Consider the following 18818-nt stretch of genomic DNA (forward strand, 5'->3'; position numbering starts at 1 on the left):
AGGATATGGATGTATCCTAGGAGGGAGATTTTTTATGTTGTACACCAAGGAAGAAATAGAGAACCACGCGAATAACCTCGAATTCTGGCAACTTGAAGTTTACCAACAATTCTCCAACATGATGACTCAGCGGGAGAACCCTTATCCTTGTGTACCTGGAATACAAGGATTTATGAAGAACATGCTGCGGTTCGGGTTTGTGGGAGATCCAGGGACAGATGAAAGCACAGAACAGTTAGCTCTTTTATTAAAAGAGTATGGTGAGATATCGAGAGCCACAGGGAACTACGCATCCCTCGTGATCTTCTGTGATACACGAACACTTTTGGATGAACAAACGACGATGGAAGAATATGAAGAGGTTTTTTGGACTTTACTGAACGTCACACACACGAAAGATCCATCCCCTTGGCCTGAAGATATACCAAAGAACCCTGAGGACCCTGCATGGGAGTTTTGTTTCAATGGTGAACCTTACTTCGCATTTTGTGCGACCCCTGCCCATGAAATCAGGAACAGTCGAAGCTTCCCTTGTATGCTGCTTGCTTTCCAGCCACGCTGGGTGTTTGATGAAATCAACGATTCGACTCCCTTTGGCAGAAAGATCAAAAAGGTGATTCGAAAGCGGTTAGAGGAATACGATGGTATTCCTACTCATCCTGCCTTAAAATGGTATGGACAAAAAGATAACCATGAATGGAAGCAATACTTCTTGAAAGATGACGATTCATCCCTATCCAAATGTCCTTTTATGGCATTAAAGAACAAATGGAAAAGTTTACGCCCCTGAATGGGGTGTTTTCTTTTGCTTCATCCATGTTGCGAAGCCAATCAGGACCAGAAACGCTAAGCTTACAAAAAAACCGATCCGAGTCATGGAATCAATCCACGTGCCTGTTACAGCTATAATGATCAGACTGATCCCAATGAGCACGAGCACGGTTCCCTTTTTCCCTTTCACCATCAACTTTTTATAAGACAGGAGGATGAAAGCCCAGTTGTACAAAAGCATCAATCCTGCTGCCGTTGTTACATATTCAAAAATCCGATCAGGAAGCAGCACAGCAAGTATAATCGAGAGAACGACAACGATAATGGTTAGAAGAAAGGCTGGCTTCGATACTTTCCCTTCCTCCTTTTCTGTAAATATTCCAGGTGCATCCCCTTCTTCACTCAAGGCCATCAGCATCGTTGTGACAGCATAGAGAGAGGCTACCATTGTTGAGAATCCAGCGATGATTAAGACACTGTTGAATACATGCGGCACCCAAGGGAGAGAATATTCCGTCAGTGCCGTGAGAAAAGGACTTTCCTCTGTGGAAACGCTCTTCCATGAGGTAAGTTTAAGGACAAAATAAAAGGCGACCACGTAAACACTAGTGAGCACGATCAGCATCATTGTCCCAGACTTTGGTGCGTCCTTTGGGTCTTTCAATTCATTAGCCATCAGCCCCATGACTTCAATCCCCCCAAACGCATAAAACGCATAAAGCAAGGCAATCCAAAGCCCGGACCACTTTCCATCAGAAAAGGAAGACAGCGGGTTTGTCATAGCCTTCGATTCTCCTCCCCCTATATTTCCAGTCATAGCAAGAACCGCTATAAGAATGAACATGATGATCGCAGAAATTTTTATTAGCCCAAAAACATTCTCCATTCGCTCTACTTGCTTGACTCCAAGCCATATGACCAAAAGTCCAAGGACGGCAAACACACAAGCCAGCACCCAGAGAGGGATTTTTTCAAACCAGAACTGAGCAAAAATGGCGAGGGCTGTTAATTGACTCCCCATAATTAACATTTCCGAAGACCAGTAAACCCAGCCATTGCTGAACCCAGCCCAGGGACCAAAGGCTTGTTTAGCATAGGTGCGAAACGAACCTTTTTCCGGATGATTCGCTGTCATGGCAGCTAAGGAACGGAAAACAATATACGTCCCGATTCCTGCGATCAAATAGGCCAACAAGACCGCTGGCCCGGCTTTTTCAATAGCGATACTGGACCCTAGAAAAAATCCTGTTCCAATAATACATCCGATCCCGATGAACGACAGCTGCCACCATGATAGTTTTCCTTTTTTATGTACATCAGCCATGATCACCCCTCCTTCTGCGTTTAGTTTGAAAGGATTTGCCAGGATTATGTGTGAAACGAAGAATGTTTTATGTAGATGAGGAGAAAGTATCAAGAGATAAAGAAGGAGCGTGGCATTCATGATGAATTGGAACCCTAATTGCTGGAATGAATACGATGACCTTACAAAGGTAGTGGTTTGTACACCTTCTGTTCTCCATGTCCCTGATCAACAAACCGCAACAGATATTCGTTGGGAAAAGACAGCGGACAGTGATAAAATGAAGCACTGTTTTAACCATATGGTCGAGGCGATGAGGAAAGAGGGAGTCCAAGTGGTCGACTATTCCGCTTACCTCGAGGAAGAAGAGAAAGCTTTCCATGAACAGTTGATCAATCGCGTTTTTGTCCGAGACCTGGCCTGTGTTTTCGGTAATAAAGTGATTCCAGGGGAAGCGGGAACTACCATGAGAAGACCTGAGTATTTTCATGCCCACAAAATTTTCGAACAGTGGTTTGACGACGACCATTATTCGATCCATGAAAATGACACGGTGAATGCGCTTGAAAATGGCGATGTATTTGTTTTAAACAAGGATGCGGTCTTTATTAATGTAGGAATGAGGTCAAGCTATGAGAGCGCTCAAGCGTTAAAAGAAAAATTAATTCCTCTCGGGTTTTCTGAGATTGGTGTCATCGACCTGCCTCGTCGCGGAGATACGATGCACTTAGACATGAATTTCAATATCGCAGGAGCAGGGGTAGCCTTAGCCAAAAGTTATATGCGCTATTTTCCTGTCGAAGTTTTAACCAGGTCAGGATCGTCTTATGTCATGATGCATGAATTTCTTAAGCGACACGGTTATGAAATCATTTGGACAGATAAAGTAAAGCATACGGTAGCGGATATCAACTTTTTAAACCTGGACCCTGATACGTTGTTGATCAGCTCAAAAGCCCACAAAAAAATCTTCCATCACGAACGCCTGAAAAAGAAACGTCTGATCGAAGTAGATGTGGACGAATTGGAGGCAGGTGGCGGCGGAATCCGATGTATGACTTTACCTATAGAACGAGGATAGACAACGTACTGAAAAATCCAACGAAAAAAATAGACCTGGTCACCTAACATTCAGGTACCCAGGTCTAATTTTTGTTCTTTAATTTCACGAGTATAAAAGAAACAAGAAATGAAAGAAGCTGATCTCAGCATGAAATTCTTAATTATTTTACCATTGTTACCGGACAGGAAGCTTCATGCAACACGTTGAAACTGACACTCCCTAAAATCTTACTTCTAATAGCACCTAAGCCTCGGGAGCCCATGACGATACTATAAGCATTCGATGCTTTTGCTTCCTTAGCTATTTCAAAGTCTGGCGAACCAATTCTGACTTTTGTGTGTACGGTTATCTCTGAATTTTTAACGACTTCTAATGCGTAATCAATCACTTCTTTGGCGTTTTCCTGTTGGTATTTACGCACTTCCTCTCTGCTTACAAACCGGTTAATATTAGGGGTATTGTAATTATATTGTACATTTAAGAGCAGTATTTCTGCCCCCATTGCTTTTGCTATTTCCATTGCATGTCGCAAAGCTCTTATCGAAAAATCTGATCCATCAACCGGTACCAAAATTTTTTGTGACATAAGCTTTTGCCCCCTTCAGAGAATTTTTCACTTTAAAAATAAGAAAACGCTTTCATTTATTTACATAAAAAAAGATTAACTCCATGTTCATTTATTGTACTGAGGTTTCCTTATAAGTATTTTATCAAATTTATCTTGTTATATATACAGAATTATATCTTTACTTTTGAAATAAATAAAAGGGTAATCATGAATAGCACCTATAATAAAGCATAAAAAAACCACCAATGTATGTATTGGTGGAGACGGTGGGAGTCGAACCCACGTCCGGAGATATCGGCACTCGGGCTTCTACGAGCGTAGTTGATATATTATATTTCACTGCCTCTTCAGCCTACCAACAGGCTTCCGAGGAGCTAGCCTGATTGTTCTCTTCGTTTTTCCTCAGGCGGTGGAAAAACGCGTAGCCCACTTTAGTTTGAGACCCTTCATCTAGCACATGGGCGATACCAGGAAGGATCAGCTATAGACTACTTACGCAGCTACAGCTAGGTTTTCGTTAGATTCGCCAGTTATATTTAGGCAAATGACGGTTTTACGAGGCGTCGCTCGACTCGCAACCCGAGCTCGACCTATCCCCGTCGAATCCGTAACGTCCCCGTTAGGATTAAGGGATAACAGTCAAGCTGTTCATCCATGTCGCGTTGACGACAAATATTATTATAGCAGAAATATAATATTTTTCAAGGGGTAAGCATTAGCGAAGGCTATCCTTGATCGCACGGTCGATCTCACGCTTCTGCTGTTTACGCTTCAGATCTTCTCGCTTATCATATTTCTTCTTGCCTCGCCCAACTCCAACAAGCACTTTAGCCACACCATTTTTAATATACACTTTCAATGGTACTAAAGAATAACCTTTCTGTTGGGTTTGACCGATCAGCTGGTTGATTTCTTTTCGGTGCAGCAACAGCTTACGTGCTCTTGTCGGTTCATGGTTATAAATATTCCCCTGCTCATATGGAGAAATGTGCATGTTGTGTAAATACACTTCCCCTTTATTGATGCGGGCAAAGCTGTCTTTCAAGTTCAAACGTCCATTACGGATCGATTTGATTTCTGTTCCCTGTAAAACGATTCCTGCTTCAAACGTTTCTTCTATGGCAAAATCGTGACGGGCTTTTTTATTTTGAGCTAACGTTTTTCCATGTCCTCTTGGCATACCTTTTCCTCCTCTGTTGCGTCCCTTCATTGTACCAAAACTCATAGCCATTTCCAATTGATATCAAATGGATGAAAACGGATTTGTCTGAATAGACTTTTTCTGTCAGCGTGTGAGAATATAAAGTTGCACATGCTTGATAAAGGAGATCGTACGTATGGAACAAGTCATGAATGTAAAATCATTAACGATTGCGGACTACCCCGCCCTCAAAAAAATGGATACAGGGATTGAAGACGACTATGTGGTGCGGATTTTTGAACGGCTGGTCACTTCTGACAGTCATGAGCTTTTCGGGCTTTTTCAAAATGGACAGATGATGGCTGTGGGTGGGTACAGCTTATTTGGACAGAACAAATTCGCTATGCTCGGCCGATTACGAAGTGACCGACGCTTTCATATGAAAGGAAACGCCACCGAACTGCTCAAGCCTGTCGTTGATCAGCTGAAAAAAGACCAGCGAGTAAGATGGATCGGCGCAAACACACACCTTGGAAATTTACCTGCAAGACGTGTCCTTGAAAAGCTCGGGATTCAGCAAGGGACAATCATCCACTACCTAACTTTAAAGCGCCCTGATTTGTTAACAGGACACACACCAGGTCCTGTATGGAAGCCTGTCCATAGTTTGAAAAGGAAGCGCGATTTGCTGACCGGTTTGAAAGAAAACGACTTAGGAACCTTCCCCTATGAATGCTACTATCCCTTCCCTTTTGATGAGGCTCTATTCACGGACGATTATCTACAGGAGTGTTCCTTTTTTGAAAGTCCCCATCAAAGAAGATTCGTCATGATAAAAAATGATACAAAAAAATATGATTATTCCCATGTCAAATACTTTTGGAACGATCATTATGATCAGCCTGGTTTGTTTGAAACCATTCTCCATCATTGGAATAACAACCCGGATAATGTGGGTTGCTGGATTGATTTTTCCGACCAAGGATTTAAGAACATTCCTGAATTGACCGCCTATGATGTCCAGGAACCATGGATCCTTTACGGCACTTGGAAAAAGGCATAATTATAAGAAATCTCCTGCATATGTTGACAAGCTCCTTCATAGTATTTAGAATCCTCTAAAGGAAAAATTTTAACGCAAGAAAGGATTAAAGACTATGAACTTTATGCAAGCCGTACAGCTGTTAGATGAAGGTCATGCTTTGGAACGTCATACATGGAAGAGTTCTGGATATATTGTAAAAGATGAAAAAGGAAAGATCGTTTTCTTTGATCATAATGAGCCTACTTTTTATTCCTTAACGACAGAGGATGCTCTCGCTTCTGATTGGGAACAGACCACTAAAGATCAGTGGACGATCGTGTCTGTTTCCCACGACCGGGAATTGATGCAAGGGAAGCTATTCGTTTCTTACCACATTTGCTCTGAAAATGAGGGGAGTATCAAAAATAACCACCTCGTGCAAGCAGATGAATTGTCCCAGTGGTCCCGTTTTGTAAATCTGGATCTTGCCAATTCCGCACGCTATTTGAATGAGCAGGATGTAGCCACTGTTCAAAATACAATTAGTGCTTAAAACATCACTAAAAAAACGCGCGAAATCCTTCGCGCGTTTTTTCTTATTTTTTCTTTTTGGTCCCTTTTTTAGGAACGCCTTTGTTTCTGTAAAAAGGTTTGTTGCCTTTTTGTTTGTTTTTCTTTTTGTCTTTTTTCCGATCCGGACCTTTGGATTTGATCTGTTTCGGACGCTCTGGACGTTTCCGTTCTTTCCTCGGTTTCATCCCATCAATTTCAAAATCGACGACTCGCTCTTCAATATTGACGTTTGTTACCTTGATGGTTACTTCATCACCGATTCGGTAAACATTCCCCGTACGTTCACCAATCATTGCATACTGCTTTTCATGGTAATGATAATAATCATCGGTTAATGTACTTACGTGAACCAGTCCTTCCACCGTGTTTGGAAGTTCAACGAACATCCCGAAACTGGTCACCGAACTGATGACACCTTCGTATTCTTCTCCGATTTTATCCTGCATGAATTCTGCCTTTTTCAAATCATCGGTTTCCCGCTCGGCATCAACCGCAGCTCGCTCCATTTCGGAAGAATGGCGGGCGATTTCCGGCATTTGATCTTTCCAATGCTTCCTTGTCTTATAATCCAGCTTTTCTTCAACCAAATAAGTTCGGATGAGACGGTGGACGATCAAGTCCGGATATCGGCGGATCGGAGACGTGAAGTGCGTGTAGAAATCCGTTGCAAGTCCGAAGTGACCAAGACCTTGTGGATCATACTTCGCCTGCTGCATGGAACGCAACATCAGCTTTGAAATGATCATATCCTCCTGTGTGCCCTTTACTTCTTCTAACACCTTCTGCAAAGCCTGCGGGTGAACATTATCAGCTGTTCCTTTGACCGAATATCCCATATTGGCCACAAACTCAAAAAAGTTCTGAAGCTTATCTTCATCCGGATCCTGGTGAATACGGTGAATGAACGGAACATCCATCCAGTGGAAATGCTCGGCTACCGTTTCGTTCGCAGCCAACATAAATTCTTCAATCAAACGTTCTGCGACAGAACGCTCACGCAAGCGGACGTCGACTGCTTTACCTTCTTCGTCAACGACAACGCCAGCTTCTTTAAAGTCAAAATCAATGGCGCCGCGCCCCATCCTTTTTCCTCTTAAGATACTCGCAAGCTTCTCCATATCTCTAAACATGGGCACAAGCTCTTCATATCTTTTAATCAATTCAGGATCTTCGTCCTGTAGAATGCTGTTCACATCTTTATAAGTCATTCGTTCATTGGTCTTAATGACACTTTGGAAGATTTCATGGTTCACGACTTCGCCGTGGCTGTTGATTTCCATTTCACAAGTCAACGTCAGACGATCGACTTGCGGATTCAAGGAACAGATCCCGTTAGATAAACGGTGCGGAATCATCGGAATAACACGATCCACTAAGTACACACTCGTTGCACGTTCTCTTGCTTCCTGATCAATGGGAGAACCTTCTTTCACATAATAAGTGACGTCTGCAATGGAAACGCCAAGCTTATAGTTTCCGTTATCCAGCTTTTTGACCATGACGGCATCATCAAGGTCCTTAGCGTCTGCCCCATCGATCGTTACGATCATTTCATCACGCAGATCGCGGCGGTTCTTGATTTCGTCCGGGTGGATTTCATCCGGTGTGTCCGCCGCTTGCTGCAATACTTCCTCTGGAAAGTCCACTTTAATGCCGTGTTTATAAATGATGGAGATGATATCGATGCCCGGATCATTTTTATGACCTAGGATTTCTACGATCTCCCCTTCAGCACTCATTCGGTCTTCAGGGAATTTCGTAATATTCACGATGACTTTATGTCCATCAATCGCTCCGTTATTCTGACTCTTAGGGATAAAGATATCATTTGGAATCCGCTTATCATCAGCAATAACAAACCCGAAATTACGGCTGGATTCATACGTTCCTACCACGCGTGTCGTCGCTCTTTCTAAAATACGGATAACCGTACCTTCCGGCCGCGTCCCGTCCTCTTTCCGTTTCTCTATACGAACGAGGACTTTATCATTATTCATAGCTGAATGAAGGTCGGAGTGATGAATGTACACATCATCCTTATCCTCTTCATCCGGGATCAGAAAAGCGAAACCTTTCGCATGCATCTGAATACGCCCACGAATCAAGTTCATTTTCTCCGGAAGACCAAAGCGGTTTTTGCGCGTCCGCACAAGCTCCCCCTCTTCCTCAAGCTCATTCAGTGCCTTCATGAGGTCCTTGAATTCATCAGAACTTCCAAGTTCCAATGTCTCTTCAAGCTCTTGTACAGATAGTGGTTTTGATGCTGTTTCTTTGAAAAAGTCTAAAATTTGCTGTTTTAACTCTATACTCAATTGTCTTACCTCCTTATAAATGAAGGACAAGACTCCGGCATTATGACCAGTCCAGAGACTCAAGGAAAGCGAGGATGTCTTCGTGCAGCTGCTCTTTTTCCTTATCCATCGTGATCACATGACCAGAGTTTTTGTACCATTTAATATCTTTTTGATCAGCTTCTACTTGCTCATAAATATAGTTTGCACTTTCTGTGTTAATCATTTCATCCTTTTCTGCTTGAACAACAAAGGTAGGCGTGTAGATTTGATCGACTTCATCATGAACTTCCGTAATAAACCCGCCCAATTGCTTGAACATCTCCTCTGATTCATTAAGGAGTTCCTGTACCTCGCGATCAATCGTTTCTTTATCTTTTCCTTCCAATTGTTTATACTGTCTCGCTTTGAACTCAAACCCTTGGGTCAATTGTTTCTCGTTATCAAAAAACATCGGAGAACACATCGTAATGATTCCTTTTATTGGCTCCGAATATGCAAGCTTCAAGCCAAGTACGCCTCCAAGGGACAACCCTGCGACAGCAATTTTCTCATATCCGAGTTCACGCAAGTGGTTCAAGGCGCCCTGAACATCCGCCCACCAGTCCCCGGGTCTCGCGTCGATCAATGCTTCAAGCTCTTTTCCATGCCCTTCATAAATAGGTGCATGTGTGGTATAGCCGTGCTTTTGTAAAAACCGGCCAAGCATCCGCACATCGGCAGAGTGACCAGTAAAACCATGTAGTAATAATACCGCACGTTCTCCTTCCTCAAACGTAAATGGCTGAGGTTGTTTAATTTTCATGTCATTCTCTCCTTACTTCATCTATGTCCTGTTTTTAAGATTTCATTCTAAAGGGCAATGTATTCTATTTTACCAAAATTAAGTTCCCCTGGCACATTTTGAACCTGAATCAGCTTTTTCCCCGTTATTCAATTAAACTGGCAGGTTTGTGGGAAACTCAGTTTCAATATGGTTTTTGAGTGGATGGGGCTGCGGGGAATGACTCGCTTTCCGGGGTAGCTCGGCGAGCATTTTCGGACTTCATCCTGTGGGGTAAAAGTGAGCATAAAAAAACTACGCTTCGTTTATGAAGCGCAGTTTTTTGATTAACCGATGATATATGCAGTTAAGAAAGCTAATACAAAGAAAAGAACGCCTGTTACTACCGTTGCTTTGTGCAACACTGCGTCAATTCCCCGTGCTTTCTGCTTCCCAAATAGTTGTTCCGCTCCGCCAGAAATCGCTCCTGAAAGACCGGCACTCTTTCCGGATTGCAATAGTACAAGGACGATCATTGCAATCGTGTTAATGGTTAGTAAAGTAATTGCAAGTGTTTCCATGATGTGCCCACACCTCCTAAAAACGTACAGATAACTAGTTTAAATGTAGCATAAAAGCCTTTCATCAGCAAGCTTATTCTGTATTCTGACAAAGGTTGTACCTTCGCGAGTGGAAATGGATTATGACAGTAAATGTCGGTCTTTATACGGACCATACCTAATGGTTGAATGGTGAATATTCTCACTCAATAACGAGAGGGTTCATCCTTCATTTTAAGCTTCTATGAACATTTTTGATTGTTTTTGAGCACTTTTGAAAGTTTGTGGTTGATTTTTGTAAGGGTTTTCTTTTATTATAAGTATAGATCACAAGCAAGGAGTGTAGGAATATGCTTACACCAGAACGCCAACAACTTATATTAAAAACAGTCAAAAACGATCATACATCTAAAATCAAACGTCTAGTTGAAGTAACGGGGGCATCAGAATCGACCATCCGCCGTGATTTAGACCAAATGGAGGAACAAGGACTCCTGAGACGTGTTCATGGAGGGGCGTCATTAAGAAGCTCCGCTAGTGAAGAGCCGACCATGGGGGAAAAAGTTACAAAGTTCCATAGCGAGAAGCAGGCGATTGCTCAATTCGCAGCCTCACTCGTTCAAGAGGGAGACTGTATATTCATTGATGCTGGTTCGACCACTTATGAGATGATTCCTTTCCTTAAAGAGAAGAACATCATTGTCGTTACGAATGGTTTGAGTCACTTGGATGCCTTAAACACCCATCAGATCAAAACCTACGTCCTTGGTGGTCTTGTCAAACACCAGACCGGCGCCGTCGTCGGCGCCGGTGCGATCCAAAACCTGCAACAATACCGCTTCGACCAGTGTTTCATGGGAGCAAATGGAGTCACCCTCAAGGACGGGTACACCACTCCCGATCCCGAAGAAGCGGCGATTAAACAGATGACGTTACATTTATCAAAGAATCGTTATGTGCTTGCCGATCATTCCAAGTTTGAGAAGGTCGCTTTCATGAAGTTCTCTGATTTATCAGAAGCAGAAATCATCACGGATTATAATGGTGCATCCATAGAAGAATATCGTAAGAAAACGAATATAAAGGTTGTGACAACATGATTTACACGTGTACGTTAAACCCTTCCATCGACTACATCATGAACGTCGAAGCATTTGAAGCAGGTACGTTGAACCGGGCAAATGAAACCTTTTATTACCCTGGTGGGAAAGGCATCAACGTTTCCCGTGTTATGAACCGCCTTGGTGTCAAAACAAAAGCGCTCGGGTATATCGGCGGTTTTACCGGCACCTTTGTTCAACAGTTTCTCGATCAAGAAGACATTGAGCATGCTTTTATTCAGACATCACAAACGACAAGGGTGAATGTGAAGCTGAAAAGTAACAAGGAAACAGAAATCAACGGCCCCGGAGCTGAAATAACAGAGGGTCTACAAGAAGAGCTCTTAAGCCAGGTGAGGGATCTCTCCAATAAAGACACTCTTGTTCTTGCTGGTAGTCTTCCCTCTTCTCTGCCTTCCGATTTTTATATAACCATGGCTTCGATCTGCGCTGCAAGTGGAGCGAAAGTCGTTGCTGATACTTCCGGGAAAGCACTGGAACAATTGCTTGGTCACCCACTCTTCTTATTGAAGCCGAACCATCATGAATTAGGTGAGCTTTTCGACGTTGACATTGATTCAAAAGAAAAGGCAGCTGAGTACGGCCGAAAGTTGGTTGAACAAGGCGTTGAGCACGTGATTGTGTCTATGGGCGGAGAAGGTGCTGTTTATGTAGGCCGAAACCATGAAATGTTCGCCAATGTACCTAAAGGTCATGTAAGAAATTCTGTTGGAGCAGGAGATTCTGTCGTATCCGGTTTCCTGGCCGCACTGGAAAAAGAGGAGACGATCCTACAAGCTTTCCGTTATGGTGTGGCTTCAGGAAGTGCCACTGCTTTTCAGGATGATCTTTGTCAAAAAGAGGATGTAGAACGATTACTGTCTGACATCCACGTTTCCAATATAAACTAAGGGGAGTGAATCACCATGAAAATTACAGATTTACTGACGAAAGAAACGATTGTACTGAACATGTCTGCCTCTTCCAAACCAGAGGCGATTGATGAGCTTGTTGGTCAATTGGATCGTGCCGGTAAGCTGAATGATCGCGTTGATTTTAAGCAGGCCATTGAGGCACGTGAACAACAAAGTACCACAGGAATTGGCGAAGGAATCGCTATCCCGCACGCAAAAACCTCTGCTGTAAAGGATCCTGCCATCGCTTTCGGACGATCGCAGGATGGATTAGATTATGAATCCCTGGACGGACAGCCGACAAACCTATTTTTCATGATTGCAGCTTCTGAAGGCGCTAACAACACTCACTTAGAAACACTGTCCCGCCTTTCTTCCTTCTTAATGGATAACAAATTCCGTCAGCAATTGGAACAAGCAAAGACAGAAGCTGACGTGATTGAAGCAATTAATGCTAAAGAAGCGGAAGAAGATGATGAAGAAGAAACGGATGATCAAAAAACAGGTAAGATCCTTGCGGTTACTGCATGTCCAACAGGTATTGCTCACACCTTTATGGCCGCTGATAAATTGAAGGCTACCGCAAAGGAAATGGGCGTGAACATCAAAGTGCAAACCAATGGATCTGGCGGTATCAAAAACAGACTGACCCATGAAGATATCGCAGAAGCGGACGCTATTATCGTTGCAGCTGATACGAAAGTCGATATGGAATCATTCCATGGCAAGCCTGTTATTGAAGTTCCAGTCGCAAAAGCGATTCACGAACCAAAAGCATTGATCAACAAAGCGGTAAACAAAGATGCTCCTGTCTATCAAGGTGGCGGAAGCACCAAAGATACTTCTGACGAAAAAGGCCAGCGGAAAGGTGTCTATAAACACTTGATGAATGGTGTTTCTAACATGCTTCCATTCGTTGTCGGTGGAGGGATTTTAATTGCCATTTCCTTTTTCTTCGGTATCGAGTCAGATAACCAGTTTGCCCAAATGTTAAGTACCATTGGCGGAGATGCTGCCTTCTTCTTACTCGTCCCTGTATTGGCCGGTTTTATTGCGATGAGTATCGCTGATCGTCCTGGTTTTGCGCCTGGTATGATCGGTGGTTTTATCGCTATTACTCAAACAGTTGAAGGTGCGGGTAATGGTTCTGGTTTCTTGGGCGGTTTAATTGCCGGTTTCTTAGCAGGTTATTTAACGCTCCTAATTAAAAAATGGTTAGAAGGTTTACCAGCGATTCTTGACGGAATGAAAACGGTCCTTTTTTATCCGGTTCTTGCGATTTTCGGAACAGGAATGATCATGCTGTTAATCAACCCTGCGTTGACTAGTGTTTACACAGCTCTATTCGGTTTCTTAGAAAGTATGAGTGGGTCCAACTTAGCTTTGCTTGGATTGATTGTCGGTGGCATGATGGCTGTTGATATGGGTGGTCCTGTAAACAAGGCTGCCTACACATTCGGAATTGCAGCTCTTGATGCAGGGAACTATACATTTATAGCAGCTGCAATGGCTGGCGGCATGGTCCCCCCTCTCGCAATGGGCTTAGCCACGACGATTTTCAAAAATAAATTCACGAAACAAGAGCGCGAAACAGGGAAGGCCGCTTATCCTCTTGGAGCTTTCTTCATCACAGAAGGAGCCATTCCATTCGCCGCAGCAGACCCGGCCCGCGTCATCCCTTCTATGGTCGCAGGTAGTGCTCTTACGGGTATGCTGACGATGTTATTCGGTATCGGTCTACGCGCCCCGCACGGCGGTATTATCGTTGCACCGCTCGTAGAAGGTGGATTCATGCAAATTGTCCTTTATCTAGTGGCAATCATTGCCGGTGCAATTCTTTCAGCAATTGTTGTAGGATTCTTGAAAAAAGACCTGCAAAAGGCTTAAAATAATAAAGTTAGGGTAATCCATAAACAATAGCAAGTTTTTAAGGAGGAATTATAATGGTAGAGAAAACTTTTAAAATTACATCGTCCGACGGTGTTCACGCTCGCCCAGCAACAGTACTTGTACAAAATGCAGGAAAGTACGAGTCTGATATTAACCTACATTACAAAGAAAAATCCGTAAATCTTAAGTCCATCATGGGAATCATGAGTCTTGGAATCCCTGCAGATGCTGAAGTTAAAATCACAGCAGAAGGCAGTGACGAACAAGAAGCGATCGACCATTTGGAAACAACTATGAAGAACGAAGGCTTGGGGGAATAACAGCATGACACAGCTTCAAGGTATTGCAGCTTCCAGCGGTATTGCCATTGCTAAGGTTTACCGTTTGGAAGCTCCGGACCTTTCTTTCGATAAGAAAGATATTGAGCAGCCGGAACAAGAAGTCAAACGTCTACATGAGGCTCTGGAAACATCAAAATCAGAGCTTGAAAAAATTAAAGAACATACAAGAAAATCCTTAGGTGATGAGCACGCAGAAATCTTTTCTGCCCACCTATTGGTCTTGAGCGATCCAGAATTGATTCAACCGATCGAAGATAAGATCAAGAGCGAAAACGTGAACGCAGAAGCCGCTCTTTCTGAGACGGCAAACATGTTCATCGACATGTTCAAAGGCATGGATAATGAATACATGCGTGAACGTGCGGCAGATATCCAGGACGTAACCAAACGAGTAATGGCTCACCTTCTTGGTGTGACATTCCCGGATCCTGCACTTATTAATGAAGAAGTTGTCATCGTTGCGGACGATTTGACACCTTCGGATACCGCTCAATTGAACAAACAATATGTAAAAGGCTTTACGACAGATATCGGTGGCCGTACATCTCACTCTGCCATCATGGCTCGTTCTCTTGAGATTCCTGCCGTTGTAGGAACAAAAAATATCACTTCCCAGGCTGGGAAGGATACCATGATCATCGTTGATGGAATCAATGGTGATGTCATCATTGATCCGAGTGAAGATCAAGTTGCTGAATACAAGCAAAAGCAGGATGACTTCGAGAAACAAAAACAAGAGTGGGCGAAGCTTAAAGATGAAGCGACTGTCACTTCTGAAGGCGACCACGTAGAGCTTGTAGCGAATATCGGAACTCCTGATGACGTAGAAGGCGTTCTGAACAACGGCGGCGAAGGCGTAGGCCTTTACCGTACAGAATTCCTTTATATGGGCAAAAGCCAGCTTCCTACAGAGGAAGAGCAGTTTGATGCTTACTCTTCTGTGTTGAAGCAAATGGGAGACAAACCTGTCGTTGTACGTACACTGGACATCGGTGGAGACAAGGAGCTTGACTACTTGGATCTTCCTGAAGAAATGAACCCATTCCTTGGCTATCGTGCGATCCGCCTTTGCCTGGAGCGCGATGATATTTTCCGTGTCCAGCTTCGTGCATTGCTGCGTGCCAGCGTCAACGGCAACTTAAAAATCATGTTCCCGATGATTGCAACGCTGGAAGAATTCCGTCAAGCGAAAGCGATTCTCGACGAAGAGCGTGCGAACCTTAAGGAAGAAGGTCATGATGTTTCAGAGGATATCGAAGTCGGAATGATGGTTGAAATTCCTGCAACAGCAGTCATTGCCCGTCAGTTCGCTAAAGAAGTCGATTTCTTCAGTATCGGTACTAATGACCTGATTCAATATACAATGGCCGCTGACCGTATGAACGAGCGCGTGTCCTACTTGTATCAACCTTACAACCCGGCGATTCTTAACCTCGTCAACAATGTCATTGAAGCAGCACATGCAGAAGGCAAATGGGCTGGTATGTGCGGTGAAATGGCAGGAGATGAAATTGCCATCCCGCTTCTACTTGGACTTGGGTTGGATGAATTCAGCATGAGTGCAACATCCATCCTTCCTGCCCGTACGCAGATCAGGGATCTATCTAGAAAGGAATGGACTTCTTATAAAGAAGAAATCCTTTCTATGGGTACAGCTGAAGAAGTTGTTGCTTTTGTCAAAGAAAAAACACAATCCAAGTAGTATTTGCTCGATGAGTGTGGGACAATAGGTTTGTGCCGGTCTATTACCGGCTAGTTTTAGACGAGAAAGAGATGTGTTTCCATGACATTTACTGTGATCATGATCGTATGTATCGCGATTGTTTTGGGGATTGCCGCCATGTTCGGCATGGCTGTCTCTAAAGGCTACGATTACAAACACACCGTTGACCCATTACCAGACGACAAACGTCATAAAGATGAACACAAAAAAGCTGACGCTTAAAAATAGCGTCAGCTTTTTTCATTTCCATCACATAGGTCAAGTTTCTGTTGGATAGGTGTACGTACCTTTGGCTTCGGGATCCGTTTTGGGTAGCCCATCTGCAACACAGAAACCAACTTGTACCGTCGGCTATCGAGTTCTATAGCTTCAGAAAATTGTACATCGTGTAAATAAGGACTCGTCGTCCAAAGAACACCCACTCCCGCTTCCCACGCTAGAAGCTGAACATTTTGGATATAGGCACAAACAGCGGCATAATCTTCTTCAAATTTACGAATATCCTCGTCTCTTTCCATATAGATCAAAGCATGGTGAGGAATATTCAACAAAAAATCACGAATGCCTTGCTCCAGTCGAAGGGTTTTGTTTACGTCATACCCATCAAAGAACCCTTGCCTTCGATAACTTTCCATGACTGCTTCGGCATACGCCGCTTTTCCCTTATCCTGATATAGACGGATCTGCCACGGTTCTTTCATCCTATGGTTAGGCGCCCATGAAGCTTTATTAAAAATGCGTTCCAATACTTCCTTATCCACTTTTTCCTCTTTATACTCATGAATCGAGCGACGGCCTTTTATCGCTTCCAACAGCTCCATCTCGTACACCTCACAACATGATCAGCTTTGCCACAGGCTGCCCCATCCAATAGCCCCATTCCCGCAGAAAAAACGGCACTTTCGTTTCCATGCTTTTATATGCCGAATACTGAGTCGGTACACCTTCGACCTTCATATTCAGATGCTCGGCCATAGCCACAGCTCTTTTCAAGTGAAATTGATCGCTCACAATAAGAAAAGAACGAATGCCTTTTTCATAACTGACTTCTTTTGCATTACTCAAGTTATCCTCTGTGATTAGCGATCGATCCTCAAACAGAATATCTTCTTCTTTCACTCCATGCGCCATCGCATAGTCTTTCCCTACTTCTGCTTCAGAGGAAGCAGCCTTCTCACTTTTACCACCCGTGAGGATCAAATATTCGACATGTCCTTTTTTATATAATTCAATCCCCTGCTTAAGACGCCCCTCAAAGACAGGGCTTGGCTTTCCATTCCACTGTGCAGCCCCGAGGACGATCGCTGCATCGGCTTCCGATACTTTTTCATCGCCATAGGTCCACACGGAATACCCCGTGTATAATGCATAACCTATCATCAAGAATAAAATGATCTGAATGAATCTTTTCATATCTTCTGGTTCTCCTACTCCCTGAATATATGTTCCATCATATCATAGAAAAAAGCCTCTCTGAATCATCAGAGAGGCTCATTTTAAAACTTATTTATTCAAGTTGTAGAATGCTTTCTTACCTGCATATGTTGCAGTGCCAAGCAGCTGGTCTTCAATACGAAGAAGCTGGTTGTACTTCGCTACGCGGTCGGTACGGGATGGAGCACCTGTTTTGATTTGACCCGAATTTGTCGCAACAGCGATGTCTGCAATTGTCGCGTCTTCTGTTTCACCAGAACGGTGAGAGATGACAGCTGTGTACCCAGCACGCTTCGCCATTTCGATTGCTTCGAATGTTTCAGTAAGTGTACCGATTTGGTTCACTTTGATTAGGATGGAGTTGCCAACGCCTTCTTCAATCGCACGGCTTAGCTTCTCCGTGTTTGTTACGAACAAGTCGTCACCGACAAGTTGTACACGGTCTCCGATACGGTCTGTAAGAAGTTTCGTACCTTCCCAGTCGTTTTCATCAAGACCATCTTCAATGGAAACGATTGGATACTTATTCACAAGCTCTTCATACCAATCAACCATTTCTTCAGATGTACGTACAACACCTTCACCTTTCAGGTTGTACTTGCCATCTTCATAAATCTCAGAAGAGGCAACGTCCATCGCAAGCTGTACTTCTTCGCCTGGCTTGTAACCAGCCGCTTCGATCGCTTCGATGATTGTAGATAGAGCTTCTTCGTTTGAACCAAGGTCCGGAGCGAATCCGCCTTCGTCACCTACAGCCGTATTGTAGCCTTTGCCGCCAAGTACTTTCTTAAGAGCGTGGAAAATCTCAGCACCCATGCGGAGCGCTTCTTTGAATGTCGGCGCGCCAACAGGCATGATCATGAATTCCTGGATATCTACATTGTTATCTGCGTGCTCTCCACCGTTTACAATGTTCATCATTGGTGTTGGAAGCGTAGCAGCTGTGAATCCTCCAAGATATTTGTAAAGTGGAAGACCTACAACGTCGGCAGCTGCGTGAGCAACAGCCATGGATACACCAAGGATTGCGTTCGCACCAAGGTTACCTTTGTTTTCTGTACCATCAAGCTCTCTCATCATTTGGTCGATGATTACTTGCTGTGTTACGTCCATACCAAGAAGGTTTGGAGCAATCTTTTCGTTTACGTTATCAACAGCGTTTTGTACGCCTTTGCCAAGGTAACGTTCTTTGTCACCATCACGAAGTTCTACCGCTTCGTATTCACCAGTGGAAGCACCACTTGGAACAAGGGCTGTACCGAAAGCTCCGGATTCTGTATAAACTTCTACTTCAACAGTTGGGTTACCACGAGAGTCAAGGACTTCACGTGCATATACGTCAGTAATGTAAGGCATGAA

At 43.6% G+C, this 18818-nt stretch carries 19 protein-coding genes and 1 other RNA gene; 10 read left to right on the top strand and 10 right to left on the bottom strand.

What is annotated here, in order from left to right:
- Positions 1-34 precede the first annotated feature (34 nt).
- A complete protein-coding gene (locus HFA01_RS12765; RefSeq protein WP_146816801.1) occupies positions 35-790 on the top strand; it encodes a YqcI/YcgG family protein in 756 nt (251 codons plus the stop codon).
- Here HFA01_RS12765 and HFA01_RS12770 read toward each other — a convergent pair.
- Positions 779-2095 (bottom strand): amino acid permease, encoded by a 1317-nt coding sequence (locus tag HFA01_RS12770; protein WP_146816804.1) that lies wholly within the window; start codon positions 2093-2095, stop codon positions 779-781. The two genes, HFA01_RS12765 and HFA01_RS12770, sit on opposite strands and share 12 nt — an antisense overlap.
- Before the next feature lie 118 nt (positions 2096-2213).
- Here HFA01_RS12770 and HFA01_RS12775 point away from each other — a divergent pair, with 118 nt between their 5' ends.
- The gene (locus tag HFA01_RS12775; protein WP_146816806.1) at positions 2214-3155 is read left to right on the top strand and encodes an arginine deiminase family protein; all 942 of its coding nucleotides are present in this window, start codon (positions 2214-2216) and stop codon (positions 3153-3155) included.
- Between the two features lie 142 nt (positions 3156-3297).
- On the opposite strand, the gene HFA01_RS12780 is transcribed toward HFA01_RS12775, so the two are convergent.
- The 3 genes from HFA01_RS12780 to smpB form a co-directional block, all read right to left on the bottom strand.
- Positions 3298-3723, bottom strand: a complete 426-nt coding sequence (locus HFA01_RS12780; RefSeq protein WP_146816808.1) for a universal stress protein — start codon at positions 3721-3723, stop codon at positions 3298-3300.
- Positions 3724-3960: 237 nt separating this feature from the next.
- Positions 3961-4323: a transfer-messenger RNA gene (gene ssrA / locus HFA01_RS12785) on the bottom strand.
- 97 nt (positions 4324-4420) lie between these two features.
- Entirely contained in the window at positions 4421-4885 is a 465-nt protein-coding gene (gene smpB / locus HFA01_RS12790; protein WP_089651385.1) for an SsrA-binding protein SmpB, read from the bottom strand.
- A gap of 157 nt (positions 4886-5042) precedes the next feature.
- On the opposite strand from smpB, the gene HFA01_RS12795 reads away from it, so the two are divergent.
- Both HFA01_RS12795 and HFA01_RS12800 read left to right on the top strand, forming a co-directional pair.
- Entirely contained in the window at positions 5043-5909 is an 867-nt protein-coding gene (locus tag HFA01_RS12795; protein ID WP_146816810.1) for a GNAT family N-acetyltransferase, read from the top strand.
- A 94-nt stretch (positions 5910-6003) separates the two neighbouring features.
- Positions 6004-6423, top strand: coding sequence for a Thoeris anti-defense Tad2 family protein (locus HFA01_RS12800; protein WP_146816812.1), 420 nt, complete (start codon positions 6004-6006; stop codon positions 6421-6423).
- Positions 6424-6466: 43 nt separating this feature from the next.
- Here HFA01_RS12800 and rnr read toward each other — a convergent pair whose 3' ends face one another.
- From rnr to secG, 3 genes are all read right to left on the bottom strand, one after another.
- Positions 6467-8755, bottom strand: a complete 2289-nt coding sequence (gene rnr, locus HFA01_RS12805; protein WP_146816814.1) for a ribonuclease R — start codon at positions 8753-8755, stop codon at positions 6467-6469.
- Positions 8756-8795: 40 nt separating this feature from the next.
- Positions 8796-9539, bottom strand: coding sequence for an alpha/beta hydrolase (locus HFA01_RS12810; protein WP_146816816.1), 744 nt, complete (start codon positions 9537-9539; stop codon positions 8796-8798).
- A gap of 305 nt (positions 9540-9844) precedes the next feature.
- On the bottom strand, positions 9845-10078 hold the full coding sequence (gene secG / locus HFA01_RS12815) for a preprotein translocase subunit SecG (RefSeq protein WP_146816818.1): 234 nt from the start codon (positions 10076-10078) through the stop codon (positions 9845-9847).
- Between the two features lie 329 nt (positions 10079-10407).
- On the opposite strand from secG, the gene HFA01_RS12820 reads away from it, so the two are divergent.
- From HFA01_RS12820 to ytzI, 6 genes are all read left to right on the top strand, one after another.
- Positions 10408-11157, top strand: a complete 750-nt coding sequence (locus HFA01_RS12820; protein ID WP_146816820.1) for a DeoR/GlpR family DNA-binding transcription regulator — start codon at positions 10408-10410, stop codon at positions 11155-11157.
- A complete protein-coding gene (pfkB, locus tag HFA01_RS12825; protein ID WP_146816822.1) occupies positions 11154-12068 on the top strand; it encodes a 1-phosphofructokinase in 915 nt (304 codons plus the stop codon). The genes HFA01_RS12820 and pfkB overlap by 4 nt, the downstream gene beginning before the upstream one ends.
- Positions 12069-12083: 15 nt before the next feature.
- Entirely contained in the window at positions 12084-13958 is a 1875-nt protein-coding gene (locus tag HFA01_RS12830; protein ID WP_146816824.1) for a PTS fructose transporter subunit IIABC, read from the top strand.
- Positions 13959-14014: 56 nt separating this feature from the next.
- Positions 14015-14281: a phosphocarrier protein HPr gene (locus HFA01_RS12835; RefSeq protein WP_035506024.1), complete on the top strand. Its 267-nt coding sequence runs from the start codon at positions 14015-14017 to the stop codon at positions 14279-14281.
- Positions 14282-14285: 4 nt separating this feature from the next.
- A complete protein-coding gene (ptsP, locus tag HFA01_RS12840; RefSeq protein WP_146816826.1) occupies positions 14286-16004 on the top strand; it encodes a phosphoenolpyruvate--protein phosphotransferase in 1719 nt (572 codons plus the stop codon).
- Between the two features lie 81 nt (positions 16005-16085).
- The gene (ytzI, locus tag HFA01_RS12845; RefSeq protein ID WP_146816828.1) at positions 16086-16247 is read left to right on the top strand and encodes a YtzI protein; all 162 of its coding nucleotides are present in this window, start codon (positions 16086-16088) and stop codon (positions 16245-16247) included.
- 8 nt (positions 16248-16255) lie between these two features.
- On the opposite strand, the gene HFA01_RS12850 is transcribed toward ytzI, so the two are convergent.
- The 3 genes from HFA01_RS12850 to eno all read right to left on the bottom strand — a co-directional run bounded on the left by HFA01_RS12850 (position 16256) and on the right by eno (position 18815).
- Entirely contained in the window at positions 16256-16846 is a 591-nt protein-coding gene (locus tag HFA01_RS12850; protein WP_146816830.1) for a nitroreductase family protein, read from the bottom strand.
- 10 nt (positions 16847-16856) lie between these two features.
- A complete protein-coding gene (locus HFA01_RS12855) occupies positions 16857-17438 on the bottom strand; it encodes a YdcF family protein (protein WP_146816832.1) in 582 nt (193 codons plus the stop codon).
- Between the two features lie 90 nt (positions 17439-17528).
- Entirely contained in the window at positions 17529-18815 is a 1287-nt protein-coding gene (gene eno, locus HFA01_RS12860) for a phosphopyruvate hydratase (RefSeq protein ID WP_146816834.1), read from the bottom strand.
- Between the last annotated feature and the right edge of the window lie 3 nt (positions 18816-18818).

Origin of the sequence: Halobacillus faecis, assembly GCF_007991335.1 — a bacterium.
GTDB lineage: Bacteria > Bacillota > Bacilli > Bacillales > Halobacillaceae > Halobacillus > Halobacillus faecis.